The 19,913-nt window shown below is 68.7% G+C and carries 20 protein-coding genes; 9 read left to right on the top strand and 11 right to left on the bottom strand.

The features are described from left to right. Window positions 1–96 precede the first annotated feature (96 nt). The 3 genes from IXW21_RS01535 to IXW21_RS01525 are packed head-to-tail and all read left to right on the top strand — an operon-like array spanning window position 97 to window position 3,275. Window positions 97–1,407 (top strand): ABC transporter substrate-binding protein, encoded by a 1,311-nt coding sequence (locus IXW21_RS01535; protein WP_194762482.1) that lies wholly within the window; start codon window positions 97–99, stop codon window positions 1,405–1,407. A gap of 3 nt (window positions 1,408–1,410) precedes the next feature. Continuing rightward, the gene (locus IXW21_RS01530; RefSeq protein WP_194762481.1) at window positions 1,411–2,361 is read left to right on the top strand and encodes a carbohydrate ABC transporter permease; all 951 of its coding nucleotides are present in this window, start codon (window positions 1,411–1,413) and stop codon (window positions 2,359–2,361) included. Then, window positions 2,358–3,275 (top strand): carbohydrate ABC transporter permease, encoded by a 918-nt coding sequence (locus tag IXW21_RS01525; protein WP_194762480.1) that lies wholly within the window; start codon window positions 2,358–2,360, stop codon window positions 3,273–3,275. The genes IXW21_RS01530 and IXW21_RS01525 overlap by 4 nt, the downstream gene beginning before the upstream one ends. Window positions 3,276–3,403: 128 nt before the next feature. Here IXW21_RS01525 and IXW21_RS01520 read toward each other — a convergent pair whose 3' ends face one another. From IXW21_RS01520 to IXW21_RS01510, 3 genes are all read right to left on the bottom strand, one after another. Continuing rightward, window positions 3,404–4,417: an aldo/keto reductase family protein gene (locus IXW21_RS01520; protein ID WP_194762479.1), complete on the bottom strand. Its 1,014-nt coding sequence runs from the start codon at window positions 4,415–4,417 to the stop codon at window positions 3,404–3,406. Window positions 4,418–4,487: 70 nt separating this feature from the next. Beyond that, window positions 4,488–6,125 (bottom strand): DUF4407 domain-containing protein, encoded by a 1,638-nt coding sequence (locus tag IXW21_RS01515; RefSeq protein WP_194762478.1) that lies wholly within the window; start codon window positions 6,123–6,125, stop codon window positions 4,488–4,490. A 77-nt stretch (window positions 6,126–6,202) separates the two neighbouring features. Beyond that, the gene (locus IXW21_RS01510; protein WP_194762477.1) at window positions 6,203–6,772 is read right to left on the bottom strand and encodes a TetR/AcrR family transcriptional regulator; all 570 of its coding nucleotides are present in this window, start codon (window positions 6,770–6,772) and stop codon (window positions 6,203–6,205) included. A 66-nt stretch (window positions 6,773–6,838) separates the two neighbouring features. Here IXW21_RS01510 and IXW21_RS01505 point away from each other — a divergent pair, with 66 nt between their 5' ends. Continuing rightward, window positions 6,839–7,480 carry an NAD(P)H-dependent oxidoreductase gene (locus IXW21_RS01505; RefSeq protein WP_194762476.1) on the top strand — a complete coding sequence of 214 codons (642 nt, stop codon included), beginning with the start codon at window positions 6,839–6,841 and terminating at the stop codon, window positions 7,478–7,480. Here the strand turns inward: IXW21_RS01505 and rlmN are convergent. Further along, entirely contained in the window at window positions 7,429–8,718 is a 1,290-nt protein-coding gene (gene rlmN, locus IXW21_RS01500; protein WP_194762475.1) for a 23S rRNA (adenine(2503)-C(2))-methyltransferase RlmN, read from the bottom strand. The genes IXW21_RS01505 and rlmN overlap by 52 nt on opposite strands. Before the next feature lie 70 nt (window positions 8,719–8,788). On the opposite strand from rlmN, the gene IXW21_RS01495 reads away from it, so the two are divergent. The 4 genes from IXW21_RS01495 (at window position 8,789) to IXW21_RS01480 (ending at window position 11,541) form a co-directional block, all read left to right on the top strand. Continuing rightward, on the top strand, window positions 8,789–9,340 hold the full coding sequence (locus IXW21_RS01495) for a ribosomal protein L7/L12 (RefSeq protein WP_228528035.1): 552 nt from the start codon (window positions 8,789–8,791) through the stop codon (window positions 9,338–9,340). A gap of 68 nt (window positions 9,341–9,408) precedes the next feature. Next, window positions 9,409–10,047: a bifunctional 4-hydroxy-2-oxoglutarate aldolase/2-dehydro-3-deoxy-phosphogluconate aldolase gene (locus IXW21_RS01490; RefSeq protein WP_194762474.1), complete on the top strand. Its 639-nt coding sequence runs from the start codon at window positions 9,409–9,411 to the stop codon at window positions 10,045–10,047. A gap of 149 nt (window positions 10,048–10,196) precedes the next feature. After that, window positions 10,197–10,784, top strand: a complete 588-nt coding sequence (locus IXW21_RS01485) for an ankyrin repeat domain-containing protein (protein WP_228528034.1) — start codon at window positions 10,197–10,199, stop codon at window positions 10,782–10,784. Between the two features lie 7 nt (window positions 10,785–10,791). After that, complete coding sequence (locus tag IXW21_RS01480) at window positions 10,792–11,541, top strand: sulfite exporter TauE/SafE family protein (RefSeq protein WP_194762472.1); 750 nt, start codon at window positions 10,792–10,794, stop codon at window positions 11,539–11,541. Between the two features lie 49 nt (window positions 11,542–11,590). Here IXW21_RS01480 and IXW21_RS01475 read toward each other — a convergent pair whose 3' ends face one another. The 3 genes from IXW21_RS01475 to IXW21_RS18155 form a co-directional block, all read right to left on the bottom strand. Next, on the bottom strand, window positions 11,591–12,424 hold the full coding sequence (locus tag IXW21_RS01475; protein WP_194762471.1) for an SDR family oxidoreductase: 834 nt from the start codon (window positions 12,422–12,424) through the stop codon (window positions 11,591–11,593). An 85-nt stretch (window positions 12,425–12,509) separates the two neighbouring features. After that, the gene (locus IXW21_RS01470; RefSeq protein ID WP_194762470.1) at window positions 12,510–13,271 is read right to left on the bottom strand and encodes an SDR family NAD(P)-dependent oxidoreductase; all 762 of its coding nucleotides are present in this window, start codon (window positions 13,269–13,271) and stop codon (window positions 12,510–12,512) included. A 233-nt stretch (window positions 13,272–13,504) separates the two neighbouring features. After that, window positions 13,505–14,134, bottom strand: coding sequence for a hypothetical protein (locus IXW21_RS18155; RefSeq protein ID WP_228528033.1), 630 nt, complete (start codon window positions 14,132–14,134; stop codon window positions 13,505–13,507). A gap of 132 nt (window positions 14,135–14,266) precedes the next feature. On the opposite strand from IXW21_RS18155, the gene IXW21_RS01460 reads away from it, so the two are divergent. After that, the gene (locus tag IXW21_RS01460) at window positions 14,267–15,007 is read left to right on the top strand and encodes an aminoglycoside 3'-phosphotransferase (protein WP_323742133.1); all 741 of its coding nucleotides are present in this window, start codon (window positions 14,267–14,269) and stop codon (window positions 15,005–15,007) included. 10 nt (window positions 15,008–15,017) lie between these two features. Here IXW21_RS01460 and IXW21_RS01455 read toward each other — a convergent pair whose 3' ends face one another. The 4 genes from IXW21_RS01455 to IXW21_RS18150 form a co-directional block, all read right to left on the bottom strand. Further along, window positions 15,018–16,313, bottom strand: coding sequence for a hemolysin family protein (locus tag IXW21_RS01455; RefSeq protein ID WP_194762469.1), 1,296 nt, complete (start codon window positions 16,311–16,313; stop codon window positions 15,018–15,020). Window positions 16,314–16,407: 94 nt separating this feature from the next. Then, on the bottom strand, window positions 16,408–17,448 hold the full coding sequence (locus IXW21_RS01450) for a TerC family protein (protein ID WP_194762468.1): 1,041 nt from the start codon (window positions 17,446–17,448) through the stop codon (window positions 16,408–16,410). Window positions 17,449–17,663: 215 nt separating this feature from the next. Beyond that, the gene (locus IXW21_RS01445; protein WP_194762467.1) at window positions 17,664–18,461 is read right to left on the bottom strand and encodes an energy-coupling factor transporter transmembrane component T family protein; all 798 of its coding nucleotides are present in this window, start codon (window positions 18,459–18,461) and stop codon (window positions 17,664–17,666) included. After that, window positions 18,458–19,840 carry an ABC transporter ATP-binding protein gene (locus IXW21_RS18150; RefSeq protein WP_323742135.1) on the bottom strand — a complete coding sequence of 461 codons (1,383 nt, stop codon included), beginning with the start codon at window positions 19,838–19,840 and terminating at the stop codon, window positions 18,458–18,460. Before IXW21_RS18150 ends, IXW21_RS01445 begins: the two co-directional genes overlap by 4 nt. Between the last annotated feature and the right edge of the window lie 73 nt (window positions 19,841–19,913).

Genomic DNA, 19,913 nt, shown 5'->3' with positions numbered 1-19,913 from the left:
CCGTCCCCGCACCGAACACCTGACACCCCACACCCGACACCCGATCCGATCCGACCCGACAACCCGAACCACCCATCACCAATTGAGAGGCACCCCGTGAAGAACAAGATCTTGACGACCGCCGCAGGAATCGGCACCGTCGCCGTTCTCGCACTCACCGGCTGTTCCACCGGAGGAAGCTCGTCCTCCGACGGCACCGTCACCCTGCAGATGGTCGAGAGCCTGACCAACCCTGCGCGCACCGAACTGCTCCGCGGCCTGCTCGACGATTTCGAGAAGGAGAACCCCGACATCACCGTCAAGCTGGTCTCGCCGCCCACCGAGCAGGCCGATCAGAAGATCCAGCAGATGCTGCAGTCGGGCAAGGGCGTCGATGTGCTCGAGGTCCGCGACATCACCGTCGGCCCGTTCGCGAACAACGGCTGGCTGCACGACATCTCGGGCGACCTCGAGAAGTGGGACGGCTGGGATGCGCTGACCGACAACGCGCAGTCCGCATCGGTCGCCGCCGACGGCAAGAGCTACTTCGTTCCCTACGGCTTCTACGGCCTGTCGCTGTTCTACCGCACCGACCTGGTCGAGGAGGCCGGCTTCGACGGACCCCCGCACAGCTGGAAGGACCTGCTCGAGCAGGCCAGCGCCATCCAGGACCCGTCGAACAACATCTACGGCTACGCCTTCCGCGGCGGCGCGAACGCCAACAGCAACGTCGTCGCGGCGATCGAGGCGTACACGATCGACGGCCTCGATGTCGATGACGCGTTCCTCATGGAGGACGGCTCGACGATCTTCGCCGCCCCCGAGGCGCAGGAGGCCGTCGACGACTACTTCGACCTCTTCACGGAGGCCTCCCCGCCCTCGGCAGTCTCGTGGGGCTACCCCGAGATGGTCGCCGGCTTCACGAACGGCACCACCGCGTTCCTGCTACAGGACCCCGAGGTCATCGCGACCGTGCAGGACTCGTCGCTGACCGAGGACCAGTGGGACACCGCTCCGCTGCTCGTCGGCCCGTCGGGCAAGGCCGCGCAGCCGCTGGCCGTCGCCGGCTGGGGTGTCGCCGAGGCCAGCGAGCACCAGGATGCCGCGGTCACGCTCGTCGAGTTCCTCTCGTCGGCCGAGCCGGCGACCGAGTTCGCGCAGGCCAACAGCCTCGTACCGATCATCTCGGAGGCCGCGGACGACGAGTTCTACTCGACCGGCCCGTGGACGAGCTACGTCACCATGACCGAAGACCCCGAGACCTACGTCAACGTGCGTCAGCCGCGTGGTGTCAGCTGGTGGACCGAGTGGATCCAGAAGTCCGACCAGGACGTGCAGAACGTGCTCCTGGGCAACATGAGCACCGCTGAGCTGCTCGAGTCGTGGGACACCTTCTGGACCGAGAAGTACGCCGCGGAAAAGGGCTGATCCGTGACCCGGACCACTCTCGAAGGGGGCTCCGGCGGCACCGCCGTCGGGGCCTCCCCGGCCTCCCGCCGGCGCCGCCCCTTCCGTGGCCGCCACGCGCTGACGCTGCTGGCCTTCATGGCCCCGGCGATCGTGTTCGTGTGCTGGTTCACTTACTGGCCCATGCTGCAGGGCGCACGCATGGCCTTCCACGACTGGAACCTGTGGGACCTCACCTCTACTCCGTGGGTCGGGTTCGGCAACTTCGTCGCCGTCTTCCAGGACCCGGCCTTCCCGATCGTCGCGGGGAACTCGGTGCTCTGGGTCGTCGGCTCACTCGTGCCGCAGCTGGTGATCGGCTTCCTGATCGCTCTGGCGCTGCGCAAGCGGTTCCGCTTCCGCGGCCTCTACCAGGCCCTCGTGTTCTTCCCCTGGGCGGTGTCGGGATTCCTGATCGGGATGCTGTTCCGCTGGATGTTCAACGCCGAGTTCGGCGTCGTGAACGACCTGCTCATGAAGGCCGGTCTCATCGACGCCCCACTGCCCTGGCTGGCCGACCCGAAGCTCGCGATGTTCGCGGTCATCGTCGCCAACGTCTGGTACGGCGTGACGTTCTTCGCGATCATGATCCTCGCGGCACTCCAGTCGGTGCCTGACGAGATGCTCGAAGCCGCGAGCCTCGACGGTGCCGGCAAGGCGCGCCAGCTGTTCTCGATCATCATCCCGTACATCTCGATGACGCTGCTGCTGACGATCCTGCTGCGCATCATCTGGATCTTCAACTTCCCCGACATCATCTACGCGATGACGAACGGCGGACCGGCGAACCAGACGCACATCATCACGACGTGGATGATCAACTACACCCAGCAGGGCAACTACGGCATCGCGAGCGCGATCGGACTCATCGTCGTCGCGTTCCTGTTCGTGTTCTGCGCGTTCTACCTCATGGCGATGCGGAGGGTCCAGCGATGACCATCATGACGCCCACCGGCACGACCATCACCGAGACCAGGCAGATCACCGTCCCCGAGGCGCACAAGACCCCACGCACGACGCGTCGAAAGCTGTCGGCAGGCGGCGTGGCGCGCGTGGTCGGACTCGGGCTCTGGCTCGTCATCACGCTGTTCCCGCTGTACTGGATCGCGCTGACGTCGTTCAAGTCGCCCGGCACGATCAACTCGTTCCCGATCGAGTACTGGCCCAGCGAGCCCTCGTTCGACAACTACGTCAGCCTGTTCCAGCAGAGCTCGTTCGGGGTGTTCCTCGGCAACTCGGCTCTGGTGGCGCTCATCGCCGGCGCGGTGGCGACGCTGATCGCCCTGCTGAGCGCCTACGTGATCGCCCGCTTCGAGTTCCGGGGCAAGGGCACCGTGCTGGTCGCGTTCCTGCTGACGCAGATGATCCCCGCGTTCATCGCGCTCGGTCCGCTGTACTCGATGATGACCGATCTCGGTCTGGTCGACACCAAGCCCGGCCTCATCCTGGTCTACATCGCGATCTGCATCCCGTTCTCCACGGTCATGCTCCGCGGATTCTTCGAGAACGTGCCCGATGCGCTCGAAGAGGCGGCCATGATCGACGGATGCTCGCGCTTCGGTGCGCTGTTCCGGGTGCTCGTGCCGGTGATGACCCCGGGCATCATCGCGGCGTTCATCTTCAACTTCGTCAACTGCTGGAACGAGCTGTTCCTGTCGGTCGTGCTGATGAACACGGATGAGAACCGCACGGTGCCGTCGGCGCTGAACGGCTTCATCTCGACGTTCAACATCGACTGGGGCTCGATGAGCGCCGCAGCCGTGCTGACGATCCTGCCGACCATGGTGATGTTCGCTCTCGCGAGCCGCTGGATCGTGCAGGGCCTCACCGCCGGAGCCGTCAAGGAATAGCCTTTCGAATCGCGCACTGTGCAGAAATCCACCCGGAAGAACTGCACAGTGCGCGATTCGAAGCGCCGGGCGCCACCACGACGAAGGCCGCCACTCGAGGAGAGTGGCGGCCTTCGTCGTGCGGGATGTCAGACCAGGCGGGCCTTCGGCGACACCGAGTACGTGGCCTGGGCGTCGCGGTTGACCGCATCGCCCAGGGCAGTGTCGATCGCGGCGAGCGTGTCGGCGTCGAGCGTCACGCCCGAGGCCTTGACCGTGTCGGCGAGCTGCTCGGGACGCGAGGCTCCGACCAGTGCTGCCGCGACGTTCTTGTTCTGCAGCACCCAGGCGATCGCGAGCTGCGGCATCGACAGACCCGCCTCCTCGGCGATCGGCTTCAGGTTCTGCACGGCGGTGAGGATGTCGTCCTGCAGGAAGCTCTTGATGAAGTCCGCTCCGCTGTGCGGGTCGGTCGCGCGGGATCCGGCCGGAACCGGCTGGCCGGGCAGGTACTTGCCCGAGAGCACACCCTGCGCCATCGGCGACCAGACGATCTGCGAGATGCCGAGCTCTTCGGAGGCGGGGACGACCTTGCCCTCGATCACGCGGTGCAGCATCGAGTACTGCGGCTGATTCGAGATGAGCTGCACACCGAGCTGCTTCGCGAGCGCGTGGCCCTCGCGCAGCTGCTCGGCCGTCCACTCCGAGACGCCGATGTAGAGCGCCTTGCCCTGACGCACGACGTCGGCGAACGCCTGGAACGTCTCCTCCAGCGGGGTCTCGTGGTCGAAGCGGTGCGCCTGGTAGAGGTCGACGTAGTCGGTGCCGAGGCGCGTCAGCGAGCCGTTGATGGATTCGAGGATGTGCTTGCGGCTGAGCCCGGTGTCGTTCGGCCCCTTGGGGCCGGTCGGGAAGTACACCTTCGTGAAGATCTCGAGGCTCTCGCGACGCTGACCCTCGAGCGCCTTGCCGAGCACGACCTCGGCCGCCGTGTTGGCGTAGGTGTCGGCGGTGTCGAACGTGGTGATGCCCGCGTCGAGCGCCGCGTGGACGGTCTTGACGGCGGCGTCGTCGCCGACCTGTGAAGCGTGGGTGACCCAGTTGCCGTAGGTGATCTCAGAGACCTTGAGACCGCTGTTGCCGAGATAGCGATAGTTGACCATGCCACCACGCTACCGGCCGCCACGGACGTCGGGCCCGGATCCCCGTGACCGGTCTCAGAACCACGGGAGCTCAGACGCGGGGCTCGACCAGCTGCTCCTGCTCCTCGAGCGTCTGCGCCTGCGCGCGCTTCTCGGCGAGCTCGCGCTCCTCGGCCTGCGCGCGCTCCCGCGCCGCCTGCTCGTCCGCCCTGCGCTCGGCACGGGTCTGCGGCTCGGCTGGTGAGGCATCCGCCTGGATGCCCTGCGACTGTTCGTTCACGATCGCCGCGCGGTCGCGGAATCCTTCGGCGGTCACCTTGTCGAGCGCGACCTGCTTGCGGATCGCCAGGGCCTTCTCATACAGCGACGGATCGCCGTACGACGTGAGCACCTTCACCAGCACCGGCAGCAGCTCGATCATGAAGAACAGCGCGGCGATCAGGATGTGCGCCCACAGGATCGTGGGCTCCTTCTCGCTGAGCCTGTTCAGGCCGCTGATCTGGCTCAGCAGTCCGATCGCACCCGCATTGCCGGAAGCCACGGACTCGGCCCGCGCGTTGTAGGCGGCGAGCGCCGTGTCGTAGCTGTCGCGTGCGGCGGGCAGCTGCGACTTCGCCTCTTCGCGGTTCTGCGCCTCGGAGGTGCTGGTGTTCTCCTTCGCGGCGGTACCGGCCGCGGCGAGCTCCTCATTCGCGGTGCGCAGCTGTGCAGCGAGCTCGTCGTACGTCTGCTGCGCTTCGGCGAGCTGGGCCTGCGCGGCATCCGAGCTCGCCCCCTCGCCGTTCACGCCGGTGCAGCCGGGAACCGTGCCCGCGCCCTCTCCGGTGAGCTCGCACTGGTAGAGGATGCGCGCCTGGTCGATGACCGCCTGCTGGTCGGTCATCTTGGTCGTGAGGTCGTCGACGGTCGCCTGCGCGGCCGACTCACTGGCCGACGACGAGTCGGTGCCGGCGACCACACCTGTGGCCGCCTGGTTCTCGAGGGCGGCGACACGGTCGGATGCCGCGTCGAGCGCCTTCTTCTCGGGGCCGGTCTCGAGCGCATCCTGATCGGCCTGCGCCTGCGTGATGTTGGTCGAGGCGACCTCGCGGGCGATGTCGTTGTGGAAGATCTGCAGCACGAGCGGCTCGGCGACGACGAAGCCGATGATCGCGGCCATGACGACTCGGGGAATGGCGAGACCGATCAGCTTCCAGACGTTGCGCGTCGACGTCATGGTCGACGTGAGGAAGCGGTCGAGGTTGAAGATGATCAGCGCCCACACGATCGCGAGCGGCACGGCGAGCCAGATCGCGGCCTGCACGCCGGTGGTCAGCGCGAACAGCATCGAGATCGCCGAGACCAGCGCGGTACCCGCGAGCACGAAGAACATCTGCACGAAGCGCGGGGTCTCGCCGGGCACCCGGTCGAGGATCTCACCCTCCGCCCCACCCAGGATCGCGAGCTGACGCAGACGCGAACCGGGCACCCGCGGCTTCCTCTCGCGCGGCTGGCGGCGAGGCGTGGGCTCGCGCGTCGGGGCGGGAGCGGCGGATGCTGCGGCATCCTGCTCTGCATCCGGTGCGGTCACGGGCGTCCGGTCGGCAGGCGCGGGCGCCTGCAGATCGGCGCCGGTGGGCTCGTACTCCCGCAGGAAGTCGAGGTCATCCGTGTCAGCGTTCGGGTCGCTGTCGAGGATGATCCGACCCTGGGAATCGAACCGTCCGGGGCGGTGGGCAGAATAGGGCATCCCGACAATCTACGAAACGTCGCCTGTGGAAAACGTGCACGAACCCTGTGTTTCCGCCGCTGCGACGATCAGAGGAGTCAGTGAGGCAGCATGCGACCGAGCGCCTCGGCGCTCGCGGCGAGCGCGTCGTCGAGCGTGAAGTGCCCTGCCGCACACAGAGTGCCGAGGCCGTGCACGAGCCCCCAGGCTCCGGTGAAGCCGCTCTCTCCCTCGAGGCCGGCGGCGGATATGGCGGCCCCGAGAAGCTCTTCGAGCTCGGCGATCAGCGGGGCCATGGTCTCGCTCGGCTCCCCGGGGATGCAGACGGTCGGGTCGTAGATCACATCGAAGCCGTGCGGATGCTCGACCGCGAACCGGATGTACGCCGCACCGCCCTCGATCGCGGCGGATCGCGGGTCGGGTCCCGCCTCGATCGCGGCGCGCACCGCGGCGACGAGGTCGGCCATGCTGCGCTCGGCGAGCACCTTGAGCAGACCTCGCCGGTCGGAGAAGTGGTGATACGGCGCGTTGTGACTCACATCCGCGGCACGCGCGACCTCGCGGAGGCTGATCTCCCCGGCCGGCTTGTCGACCAGCAGCTGCATCGCCGCGGCCTCGAGCGCATGCGCGAGATCGCCGTGGTGATAGCCGGATCGAGAACTTGACACAAGCAACATTGTTGCCTATCTTGACAGTGTCCACCATTGCTTGACACTGTCAACATAGGAGCCCGCATGTCCACTGCACTGATCATCGACGGTCACCCCGACGCCCGGTCCCTCACCGCCGAACTCGCTCGGCGCTACGCGGCTGCTCACGGCGACGCCCGCATCCTCGCCCTGCGCGATCTCGACTTCGATCCGTCGCTGCGCTTCGGCTACCGCGAGCGCATGCAGCTCGAGCCCGACCTCGTCGACGCCAAGCGCGCGCTGGCCGAGGCGCAGACGGTCGTGGTGTTCACGCCGCTCTGGTGGGGATCGGTGCCCGCACTGCTCAAGGGGTTCTTCGACCGGGCGCTTCTGCCGCAGCAGGAGTACCGCTACTCGACACTCGGCCTGCCCGAGGGGCTGCTGCCCGCGCGAAACGGTCGCCTGTTCCTTCTCGCAGACACCCCGTGGTTCCTGACGCCGTTCACCGGCCTGCCCGCGCAGACCCAGGTCGCACGCGGAACGATGCGCTTCTGCGGCATCCGCTCGGTGCGCACCACACGGATGCTCGGCGTCAAGGACGCCAGCCCCGCGCGCATCGAGTCCTGGCTGGCGCGCGCCGAGTCCCTCGGGCGCCGAGACGGCATCCGCGATCGCGCGAACAGCGCCAGCGGGCCTCAGGCCATCGCGGCGGAAGCAGCCTCGTCTTCGGTCGTCGCGACGAGCTGACCGCACGCTCCGTCGATCTCCTTGCCGCGGGTGTCGCGGAGGGTCGTCGGGATGCCGGCGTCATTGAGCCGACGCACGAACTCGTTCTGCACCGCGGGCTCCGACGAGGTCCAGATCGAGCCGGGTGTCGGGTTCAGCGGGATCGGGTTGACGTGCACCCAGCCACGACCGCGCTCGTTGAGCTTGTCGGCGAGCAGGTCGGCACGCCAGGCGTGATCGTTCATGTCCTTGATCAGGGCATACTCGATCGAGACTCGGCGGCCGGTCTTGGCGTAGTAGTCGTAGGCGGCGTCGAGCGCCTCGTCGACCTTCCAGCGCGAGTTCACCGGAATGAGCTCGTCGCGCAGGTGGTCGTCCGGAGCGTGCAGCGACAGGGCGAAGGTCACGGGGATGCCCTCGTCGGCGAGCTTCTTGATCGCCGGCACGAGTCCGACCGTCGACACCGTGATGCCGCGGGCGCTCATGCCGAGGCCGTCGGGCTGCGGGGCGACCATCGAGCGCACCGCGTCCATCACGCGCTTGTAGTTGGCGAGCGGCTCACCCATGCCCATGAAGACGATGTTCGACACGCGCTCCATCGAGTGGTCGTCGGCCTTCTTGCCGCCGAGGCCGCCCTCGGCGATCAGGCGGTTGGCCCGGACGATCTGCTCGATGATCTCGGCGGTCGACATGTTGCGCGTGAGACCCGCCTGACCGGTGGCGCAGAACGGGCAGTTCATGCCGCATCCCGCCTGCGACGAGACGCACAGGGTGATGCGGCCGGGGTAGCGCATGAGCACCGACTCGACCAGGGCACCGTCGTGCAGACGCCACAGGAACTTGATCGTGTCACCGCGGTCGGTCTCGAGGCGTCGCACCTCGGTGAGCAGCGGCGGCAGCATGCCGGCGACGAGCTGCTCGCGGGTGTCGGCCGGAAGATCGGTCATCTCGGCGGCATCAGACGTGTAGTGGCGGAAGTAGTGGGTCGAGAGCTGCTTCGCGCGGAATCCGGGCAGGCCGAGCTCCTTGACCTTCTCGACGCGCTCGGCCGGGGTCAGGTCGGCGAGGTGCACCGGCGGCTTGCCGCGCTTGGGGCTCGCGAACTGCAGCAGCGGCCGCCCCTCGGCATCCTTCTGCTGGGTCCAGCCCTCGGTCGCCGGACGCACCTGGGGCGTGCCGGTGGATCGGACCGCCCCCGAACGGGACGACGCGGGTGCCGTGGCGGGGCGCGTCTCGCGCGTGCGGGGAGTCTCGGTCATACCTCCAGGGTACGCGGTGCCGGGTGGGAACGCCCTGGGGCGCCGACAGTCCCCTCCCTAGACTGAGCCCATGGAGCTCATCCTGTGGATCGGTATCGTTCTCGTGGTCATCGCCGTCGGGGCGGTGATCATCGCCGCAGCGCTTCGCGGCATGAGCCCGAAGGTGCCGGATGCTCAGCCCTACCGCCCCTCGCCCGCGCGGCAGGGCTCCGCTCCCGCGACCACGACGATCAGCCCGGCATCCGGCCTGACCCCCGAGGTGATCGCCGAGATCGACCGTCTCGTGACAGCCGACCAGAAGATCCGCGCCATCAAGGTCTACCGTGAGCACACCGGCGTGCGGCTGCAGGAGGCGAAGGACCGGATCGACCACTGGTCGGTCAGCACGACCGCCCCGCACACGGCCGCCGTCTCGCACGCATCTGTCGCCCGATCCTCGATCACGGCCACGGCATCGTCGGTGCGCGGCGACCTGCCGGCATCCGTCGCGGCGGAGATCGACCGACTCGTCTCGGCCGACCAGAAGATCCAGGCGATCAAGCTCGTCCGCGAGCAGACCGGCTTCGGGCTCAAGGAGTCGAAGGACCTCGTCGAGTCCTGGCCGCATCCGCACCGCCTGTGATCCTCCTCGTGCGCCTTCCGGGTGCGCGGTCGGGGAGAATGAGGGCATCCCCCGATGAAGGAGCCCCGATGCCCGACCGTCTCGACCGCGCCTGCAGTACCGGAGTACTGGCCGTTCTGCGCGCACCGTCGCCCGAGCTCGCACTCGAGGCGTCGGAGGCGATCATCCGCGGAGGGGTTACCGGCATAGAGGTCACGTTCTCGACTCCCGACGCCCCCGCCGTGATCCGCGAACTCATCGCGCGCCACGGCGACGCCGCCTATGTCGGCGCCGGCACGGTGACGTCGCCCGAGCAGGCCGCAGCCGCGGCGGATGCCGGTGCCGAGTTCCTCGTGAGCCCCGGAACCCTGCCCGCACTCACCCGCGCCATGCTCGACACCGGCCGCGTCGTCATGACGGGCGCGATGACGCCCACCGAGGTCATGGGCGCGCTCGAGCTCGGCGTCGACGTGGTCAAGATCTTCCCCGCGTCGCTGGGTGGTCCGTCATACCTGGGCGCGCTGCGCGGCCCCTTTCCGGATGCTCCGCTCATGCCCACCGGGGGTGTGACGCCCGACAACCTCGCCGACTGGTTCCGTGCGGGCGCCGTCGCAGTCGGCGCCGGCGGAGACCTCGCCAACGGCGCATCGATCATGGCATCGGACTGGACCGACATCGAGCAGCGCTCGGCGCGGTTCGCCGCCTCTCTCGCCGCCGCACGAGGCTGAGCGCGCTCGCGATCGCGTTTGGTATACCAGAATGCATGAACAGTCGACGGACGCTGACCGCCGCAGCACTCGCGATCGTGCTCTCGCTGGGCGCGGCTGCCTGCTCCCCCTCCGCCCCGTCCTCATCGACCTCTCCTGAGGAGTCATCCATGTCCGCCAGCACTCGCGAACTCTTCGACGCCGCAGCGTCCGGCAATGCCGACGCCGTGCGCATCGCCCTCGACACCGGAGCCGACATCGAAGCCCGCGGCGCGGGAGGCATGACGGCACTGGTGGCCGCGACCAAGGCGAATCACATGGACGCGGCGCGGGTGCTCATCGAGGCCGGCGCCGACGTGAACGCGAAGGACGACATCCAGGACTCCGCCTACCTCTATGCAGGAGCCCGGGGGCACGATGAGATCCTGCAGCTCACGCTCGACAACGGCGCCGACCTCACGAGCACCAACCGCTTCGGCGGCACGGCGCTGATCCCGGCATCCGAGCGCGGTCTCCTCTCCACCGTCGAGATCCTTCTCGAGGCGGGCGTGGATCCGAATCACGTCAACGACCTGAACTGGACGGCGCTGCACGAGGCGATCGTGCTCGGCGACGGATCCGACGTCTACGTCGAGGTCGTGCGCACCCTGATCGAGGGCGGTGCCGACATCACGGTCCGCGACGGAGACGGGATCCTGCCCGCCGACCTGGCGACGGCTCGCGGCTATGACGCGATCGCCGCACTGCTGAGACGATGATGAGCCGGTGATCGAACTCGCACCCCTCGCCTGGGCGGCGCTTGCGCTCGCCGCGGTGACGATAGGCATCTCGAAGACAGCGCTGCCCGGCGGCAGCATCCTGGCGATCGCGCTGTTCGCGACCGTGCTGCCCGCTCGCACCTCGACCGCCGCGATGCTCCTGCTGCTCATCGTCGGCGATGTGTTCGCCCTCATCACCTATCGGCGCCACGCCCACTGGCCGACGCTGCTGCGGCTCGCCCCCGCGGTGATCGCAGGCCTCGTCGCAGGTTTCGCGTTCCTCGCGCTCGCGGGTGACGGCATCGTCCGCCGCGCGATCGGCGTGATCCTGCTCGTCATGATCGCGGTCACGCTGTGGCGGCGATGGAGGCAGCGCAGAGCGGATGCCGCGGCACACGCACCGGGCGGCGTGCTGCTCTCAGGCGTCTACGGCACGCTCGGAGGATTCACGACCATGGTCGCGAACGCGGGCGGCCCCGTCATGTCGATGTACTTCCTCGCCACCCGCACCCCAGTGCAGGTGTTCCTCGGCACCTCGGCCTGGTTCTTCGCGATCATCAATCTGGTGAAGATCCCGTTCCTCGCGGGGCTCGGGCTGTTCGAGGGCCACGTGCTGCTGATGGATGCCGTGCTCGCGCCGCTCGTGGTGCTCGGCGCCCTCGCCGGCATCCGCCTCGCGAAGCGCATGAACCAGGTGCTGTTCGACCGCATCGTGATCGTCCTCACGATCGCCGGCGCCGTCTACCTGCTGTTCTGACAGGGCTCCACTGCTTCTGGCTCTCTGGGTCGCTGAGCCTGTCGAAGCGTCAGTCGAGGAAGATGTCGGGGAACAGGCGGTCGTCGGGCGTGCCGGGCACAGCGGCGTACTGCGAGAAGTCGGTCACACCGTCGGCCTCGAGCACGTCTTCGACGATGAGCGACTGACCGGTGTACTCGGCGGCGGGCTTGAGCAGCACGGCATACGCGGCGTCGGCATAGATGTCGGCCGTGCGACTCGCCGCCATCACCTTGTCGCCCCCGAGCAGGTTCTGCACGGCAGCCGTGGCGATCGTGGTGCGCGGCCAGAGCGTGTTCGCGGCGATCCCGTCGCGGGCGAACTCCGCCGCGAGACCGAGCGTGACCATCGTCATGCCGAACTTGGCGAGGGTGTATCCGGTGTGCGCACCGAGCCATTTCGGCGTCGGGTTCAGGGGCGGCGAGAGCGACAGGATGTGCGCGTTCTCGGCATCCCTGAGCATCGGCACGGCCGCGCGCGACAGCATGAAGGTGCCGCGCACGTTGACGTCCTGCATCAGGTCGTACTTCTTCGCGCCGAGGTCGAGCGAGCGCGAGAGGTCGATCACGCTGGCGTTGTTGATGACGATGTCGATGCCGCCGAACTCCCCCTGCGTCTTGAGCACGGCCTCGGTGATGTCGTCGTCGTCGCGCACGTCGCCGACGATCGGCAGCGCCTGGCCGCCGGCCGCCCTGATCTGCTCGGCAGCCGAGTGCACGGTGCCTTCGAGCTTGGGGTGCGGGGTGTCGGTCTTCGCGAGCATCGCGATGTTCGCGCCGTCGGCCGCCGCGCGCAGCGCGATCGCGAGTCCGATGCCGCGGCTGCCGCCGGACATCAGGATGGTCTTGCCTGCCAGTGTGCTCATCAGCCACCTTCTCGTTCGAATCGCGTGAATTGCAGTTTTACGGGCTCGAATCTCACCAAGTGCGCGATTCGAACGCCGGGGAGGTCTACTTCGGCGCCATGCGGATCGCGCCGTCGAGGCGGATCGTCTCACCGTTGAGGTAACCGTTCTCGACGATCTGCTGCACGAGCGACGCATACTCATCGGGACGGCCGAGGCGCGACGGGAACGGCACCTGCTGGCCGAGCGAGTCCTGGGCCGCCTGCGGAAGGCCCATCAGCATCGGGGTCTCCATGATGCCGGGAGCGATCGTGCAGACGCGGATGCCGTAGCGGGCGAGCTCGCGCGCGACCGGCAGCGTCATGGCATGCACGCCGCCCTTCGACGCCGAGTATGCCGGCTGACCGATCTGCCCGTCGAATGCGGCGACGCTCGCGGTGTTGACGATGACGCCGCGGTCGCCGCTCGCGGTCGGGTCATTCTTCGCGATCACGGCGGATGCCTGTGAGAGCACGTTGAAGGTGCCGACGAGGTTGATCCGCACGATGCGCTCGAAGTCGGCGAGCACGGCCGGATTGCCCTCACGGTCGAGCACCTTGGCGGGCGGGGCGATGCCGGCGCAGTTCACGACGATGCGCAGCGGAGCCTGGGCCTGAGCAGCGGCCACGGCGTCCGCGGCATCCTCGGCACTCGTCACGTCTCCGCCCGCGAAGACGCCACCGAGCTCGGCGGCGATGTCCGCACCCGCCGACGACGGCAGGTCGAGGATCGTGACGACTGCACCCGCTGCGGCGAGCGTGCGCGCGGTGGCCAGGCCCAATCCCGACGCTCCGCCGGTGATGAGAGCACTCGAGCCCTGGATCTGCATGCGGTTCTCCTTCGAACGTGCGACTCAGTGTCAGCCTACCTGATCCGGAGTCCCAGCGACGGGAGCGCCCACCCGAGGCTGGGGTCGTCACCCGAGCCTACGTCACGAGCGCCTCGCGCCCTCGGTGCTCTGCGCGGTCGGCACCCCGGAACGCACCGAAGGGGAGGGCCCCCCACGGGCCCTCCCCTTCGACTCGGCGCTCATCGAGGTGACGCGCCGCCCCAGAAAACCGATCAGACCTCGATCTGCGCGGCGATCGCCTTGAGCTTGTGGCGCGCGAGAGCGAGGTTCGCCGAGGTCTTGGTGAGCACCAGGTAGATGAAGAGCCCGTTCGCGCTCTTCGTGTTGAGCACGTTGATCAGGTGGTACTGCGAGGTCAGCGTGATGAGGATGTCATCGATCTCATCGGTGACCCCGAGGTCGCGCATCGTGACGAGCTTGGCCCGCACGACGTTCGAGTTGCCGGCCGCGGCGATGCCGAGGTCGAACGACGGGTTGCCGCCCTGCGCCAGAGCCATGCCGCTCGCGTAGTCGACGATGGCTGCGCCGGTGGCGCCCTCGATGGCGAGCAGCTGCTGCAGCGCGTCGTCCAGTGAGCTCATGTTCGGGTACTCCTCTGTGGTCAGGATGGTCTCGGGATGTGCGGACTCGGGCGTGGTCGTGGGAGCACCGGCGTCGGCCCGGATCCACTTCACGAACTGGTCGAGATCCTGTTCGTCGGCCGTGGGCGGGGAGACCGCCGTGGCCTTCGGGAGGTCGACCGCGAGTCGTCCTGAGGCGTCGTCGGCTGCCGGGGCGGACGACGCCGCGTCGGCATCGCTGCCGTTGCGTCGCCACCACTGCGACCGGGACGAAACGCGCACGGAGACCTCTGGTGTGATTGATGATGCGGCCGCAGAGCGCGACCGGATCCGACACTAATCGAAGGTCAGGGGGCAAATCCGGGAGTATACGTGTATACCGGCATACGTTGCTCAGCCTGCCAGGATGGGAACGTGAACCTTCCGATCGCCTCCGTCCCGCCCGCCTCCACCGAGGTGCCCGAGGTCGTGCGGCGGCTCGCCGCCGGAGCCGCTCTCGAACCGGTCTGGCTCAACGGCATCGGCGGCCTCACCTTCCGCACCGACGACGGCCGCTTCATCAAGTGGGGGCCGCACGACCTCGAGGCGACCATGCGCGACGAGGCCGAGCGGATGCGGTGGGCGCGACGCTGGATCCCGGTGCCCGAGGTGCTCCATCAGGGGTCGGATGCCGAGCACGAGTGGCTCGTCACCGCTGCCCTCCCCGGTCGCAGCGCGGTCGACGCGCGATGGCGCGACTCCGCCGAGGTCGCTGTCCACGCGGTCGGCGCCGCTCTGCGCACACTGCACGAGGCACTGCCGGTCGAGGAGTGCCCGTGGACCTGGGACCCTGCCTCGCGCATCGCGAACGCCCGGCTACGCGGAGTCGCGGTGCCCGACGAGCTGCACACCCCGCCGGCGGTCGACCGGCTCGTGGTCTGCCATGGCGACGCCTGCATGCCCAACACGCTGCTCGACGACGAGGGCCGCCCGGTCGCGCACGTCGATCTCGCCGCACTGGGCACCGCCGACCGCTGGGCCGACATCGCCGTGGCCTCGATGAGCACCGAGTGGAACTTCGGCCCGGGGTGGGCGGACGTGCTCATCGAGGCGTACGGTGTCACCCCCGACCGGGAGCGACTCGACTACTACCGCCGGCTCTGGAACGAGACCTGACCGGGCGTCATCACGCGCTGACCGAGGCCTCGGCCTCGGGCTCCTCGTGGAGCGTCACCCGGATCTCGGCGATCCGACGGCGATCGACGGCCGTCACGCGGATCGTGCCACCGGGCACCTCGACCGAGTCTCCGACCACGGCGAGGCGGCCGAGCATCTCGGTCACGAAGCCCGCGACGGTGTCGGAGGCCCCGCGCGGCAGGTCGATGCCGGTGATCTCGGCGAAGTCCTGCAGGTTGAGACGACCGTCGAGTGCGCCGCCGGCATCCGGCATCCGCTCTTCGGTGTCGTACTCGTCGAAGATCTCGCCGACGACCTCCTCCACGAGGTCCTCGAGGGTGACGATGCCGTCGGTGCCGCCGTACTCGTCGACGACCACGGCGATCTGATGCCCTGCGGCGCGCATGCGCGTCAGGGTCGGCAGCACGCCCGCCGTCGAGGGCACGTACTCGACGGGGCGCATGAGGCCCTGCACCGAGCGCGTCGCATCCTCGGCCGCCGCCTCGAACAGATCGCGCACGTGCACGAAGCCGACGATGTCGTCGAGTGAGGCGTCGATCACGGGATAGCGCGAGAACGGCAGCTCCCGCACCTGCACGATCGCCTCCGCGAGCGTCGCCGCACCGTCGAGCGCGACGACCTCGGGGCGGGGGCGCATGACCTCGCTGACCTGGCGGCCGCGCAGCGACAGCACGTCGTCGAGGATGCGGCGCTCGTCGTCGGGGAGGCTCTGATGCGTCGCGACGATGTCACGCAGCTCTTCGTCGCTGAGCTCGTCGGCCGTCTTGTGCGGGTCGCCGCCGAGCAGGCGCACGAGCGCGTTGGTCGAGATCGAGAGCAGCCAGATCACGGGACGCATGACCGTGGCGAAGCCGTCGAGCACCGGCGCGACCGCGTAGGCGAACTGCGCGTTGCGCTGGATCGCCAGGCGTTTGGGCACGAGCTCGCCGAGCACGAGCGACAGGTACGCGATCACGAGCGTCAACAGCACGGTCGCGAGCGTCATGGCCAGAGCGGGTGCCACGCCGAGGTTCTCGAGCAGCGGTGCGACCGACGGGGCGATCGATGTCGCACCGTATGCCGCCGAGGCGAACCCGGCGACGGTGACGCCGATCTGCACGGCCGACAGGAAGGTGTTGGGGTTGCGGGCGAGGCCTGCGACCTTCTCGCCGCGCTTGCCGCGGGCGGCGATCGCGTTGAGCTGGCTCTCGCGCAGCGTGACCAAGGCCATCTCCGTGGCGGCGAACACGCCACCGACGAGGACGAAGACGAACACCAGGGCGATGTTCAGTGCGAGGTCGCCCATCAGCGGGTCACCTCACGGGGTGCAGGGGCGCCCGAGGTCTTTCGGGCGCCGGGTCTGTCAGGGTCTGCGGACGCGTCGGATCGGCGCGACTGGTTCACGAGTGTTCCTTCTGGGTGTCGGTGGTGAGGGGTGCGGAGGTCGAGGCGGTCGAGTCGTCGAGCGCGTCGCGCTTGTCATCGCGGCGCGTCTTCATGAGGCTCGCGACGGTGGCGACGGCGATGGTGGCGCCGATGAACACGAGCGAGAACCAGATCGGGATCTCGGGAGCCCACAGCATCGGCTCGCCGCCGTTGATGAACGGCAGCTCGTTGACGTGCATCGCGTGCAGCACGAGCTTGACGCCGATGAAGGCGAGGATGACCGCGAGGCCCTGGGCGAGGTACACGAGGCGCTGCAGCAGACCGCCGATGAGGAAGTACAGCTGGCGCAGACCCATGAGGGCGAACGCGTTGGCCGTGAAGACGATGTACGCCTCTTCGGTCAGACCGTAGATCGCGGGGATCGAGTCGACCGCGAAGATCAGGTCGACGAAGCCGATCGCGATGATCACGAGGAACATCGGGGTGAAGAACCGCTTGCCGTCACGCTTCACCGTGAGACGGTCACCGTTGTACTCGTCGCTCACCGGGAGGATGCGGCGCACGAACCGCATGAAGCGGCCGTTGGCAGGGTTGTGGTCGCCCTGGGCGAAGGCCTGGCGGTACGCGAGGAACAGCAGCAGGGCACCGAAGAGATAGAAGATCCAGGAGAAGTTCTCGATCAGCGTGGCACCGAGCGCGATGAATCCACCGCGCATGATCAGCGCGATCACGATGCCGATCATCAGCACCTTCTGCTGATAGATCCGCGGCACGGCGAACCCGGTCATCACGATCAGGAAGACGAAGAGGTTGTCGATCGACAGCGCCTTCTCGGTCAGGTATCCGGCGAAGTACTCGCCCCCGTACGTCCAGCCCGAGACAGTGCCGATGCCGACGCCGAACAGCAGCGCGAGGCCGATGTAGAACGCCGACCAGCGGGCGGACTCGCCGATGGTGGGCTCGTGGGGTTTGCGAACGTGCGCGAAGAACTCGTAGACGAAGAAGGCGATCGTGACGGCGATCGTGATGATCCACACGAGAGGCGTGATGTTCAAGAGGGTCTCCAGAAGACGTAGGCGTGACGATGTCGACGCCAAGGTCTTCTCCATCCTCGAGAACGAGGACCGGGGACCCGGGATGCAGGGACATCCGTAATGACGAGCCGCCCGTGGTGGAGTACTCCCCTTGGGTTCACTCGATGCTAGCGAATACATCGGCATCTCAGCTATGAGAAAGCTGAGTATGGCCTGGGGGTCGGTCAGGGGTGAGGTCAGGCCGTCGGACCGAGGATGAAGTTCCACGCTCCCGTCAGCACTGCGGCCGCGATCGCGACCGCGGGGATGAGCGCAGCGACGATCACGAGACCGGTGTCCCGTCGATCCCAGGTCGATTCGCGCGCCCACGAGCGCGGTCCGGTGCCGCCGAAGCCGCGCGCCTCCATGGCCGTCGCGAGCGACGATCCGCGTCTGATCGCCAGCACGAACAGCGCGAACGCCATTCCGAACGCACGGCGCACGCGTCCCTGGTCGGCGACCCCGCGTGCCCGTCGCGCCAGTGCCAGCGCCCGCCAGTCGTCGGTGAGCAGCCCCAGCATCCGCATCCCGGCGAGCGCGCCGACGACGAACCGCGCCGGCAGCTTCACACGCTGCGCCAGCCCGTCGGCGAGATCCGTGGGGTCCACGGTGACGAAGAGGACCACGGCCGGCAGCCCGATCGCGAGCACGCGCACGGCCGTCGCCGCAGCGAGTGCGAGCGACCCGTCGCTGATGCGGACGACCAACCACTCGAAGTGAATCGTCCCGCTCGTCGCGCCGTACAGCGCGATCGTGACGGCACCGAGCGGCGCCGCGATCCACAGCACCGCGGTGCGCGTCCAGAACTCCTTCGCCCGGAGCCCGGCGAGCAGCAGCAGCGGGATCTCGAGGAGGAGTGCGACGGATGCCGAGACGACGTCGATCGAGAGAACGAGAGGCAGGGCGATGAGCAGAGCAGCCGCGAGCTTGGCCAGGGCGGACCGCGGCGCGATGGGTCCTGCACGATCGACGCGGGCCGTGAGCGGATCGATCATCGGGCCACCTCGACACGTCGAGCGTGCAGTGCGTCGAGCACGGCCTCGTCGTGGCTGATCGCGACGATCGCCGTTCCCTCGTCGCGCAGTCGTGCGATGAAGCCGACCAGCTCGGCCCAGGTCGAGGCATCCTGCCCGAACGTGGGCTCGTCGAGCACCAGCATCCGCGGCCGGGCGGCGAGCGCAGCGGCGACCGTGAGCCGACGCTTCTCGCCTCCGGAAAGCGTGTAGGGATTCGCGTCGGCCAGTGCCGTGAGCCGCAGGCGCGCGAGGAGCTCGTCGACGCGCGCGGCGATCTCGCTCTCGGCCATCCGCAGAGCGCGGGGGCCGACCGACAGCTCGTCGCGCACGGTCTTCGCGAGGAGCTGATGTTCGGGCGTCTGCAGCACCGTGGCGATGCGGGTGAGCAGAGCGCGCGATGACCAGCGGAAGGGATCGCTCTTCTCCCCCGCGGCGAGCGCGGGCAGCGCCGCGACGTGCCCCGCCTCGGCGGGGATGAGTCCCGCGAGGGTCAGCCCGAGGGTGGATTTTCCGGCACCGTTGGGTCCGGTGACGCCGACCACCTCACCGGCCCGCAGCTCGAGGTCGAACGGGCCGGCGACGGCCAGCCCGCGGCGTCGTGCGACCGTCAACCCCCGGGTCTCGATGAGGGTCTCTCCCGGACGCTGCGCGGGCGCAGGCGGCACCGCCGGCGGGTGACCGGGAACCCAGACGCCGGATGCCGCGAGCTCGGCGCCACGGGCGCCCAGCACCTCGTCGGGAGTGCCGTCGGCGAGCACGATCGTGCCCTCCGGCTCGGCGCCGAGCACGATCACACGGGTGACGAGCGGCAGCCAGACGTCGATGCGGTGCTCGATCACGACGAGCGTGGCACCCGTCGCATCGAGCGCGGCGGCGACGGCATCGCGCACGTCCTGCACGCCCTGCGGATCGAGGTTGGCCGTGGGCTCGTCGAGCAGGATCGCACCGGGGCGCATCGCGAGCACACCGGCGAGCGCGAGGCGCTGCTTCTGGCCGCCCGACAGCGCCGCGGTCGACCGGTCGAGCGCGACGTCGAGCTCGACCGCGTCCAGGGCGTGCCGCACCCGCGTCCAGATCTCGTCACGAGACACGCCGAGGTTCTCGCATCCGAACGCGACGTCGTCGCCGACGCGCGCGAGGATCGTCTGGGTGTCGGGGTCCTGCAGGACCATGCCGACCCGGCCCCGCGCATCGGTGGGCGCGATCCCGTCGACGAGCAGCGCTCCATGGGTCTCGCCCTCGTCGGCCCCGCCGAGCACGCCGCCGAACCCCTGCAGCAGGGTCGACTTGCCCGAGCCCGAGGCGCCGAGCAGCAGCACCCGCTCCCCCGGCTCGATGCGCAGGTCGACCTCGCGCACCGCCCAGCGCAGCCGCGTCGCATACCGCCACCCCCAGCCGCGAGCTTCGAGGGTGGCGGGCGTCGTGGGCGAG

Origin of the sequence: Microbacterium sp. UFMG61, assembly GCF_015354505.1 — a bacterium.
Classification (GTDB): domain Bacteria; phylum Actinomycetota; class Actinomycetes; order Actinomycetales; family Microbacteriaceae; genus Microbacterium.
The sequence above is the reverse complement of the archived record's forward strand: the minus strand, read 5'-3'. Positions and strand labels throughout refer to the sequence as shown.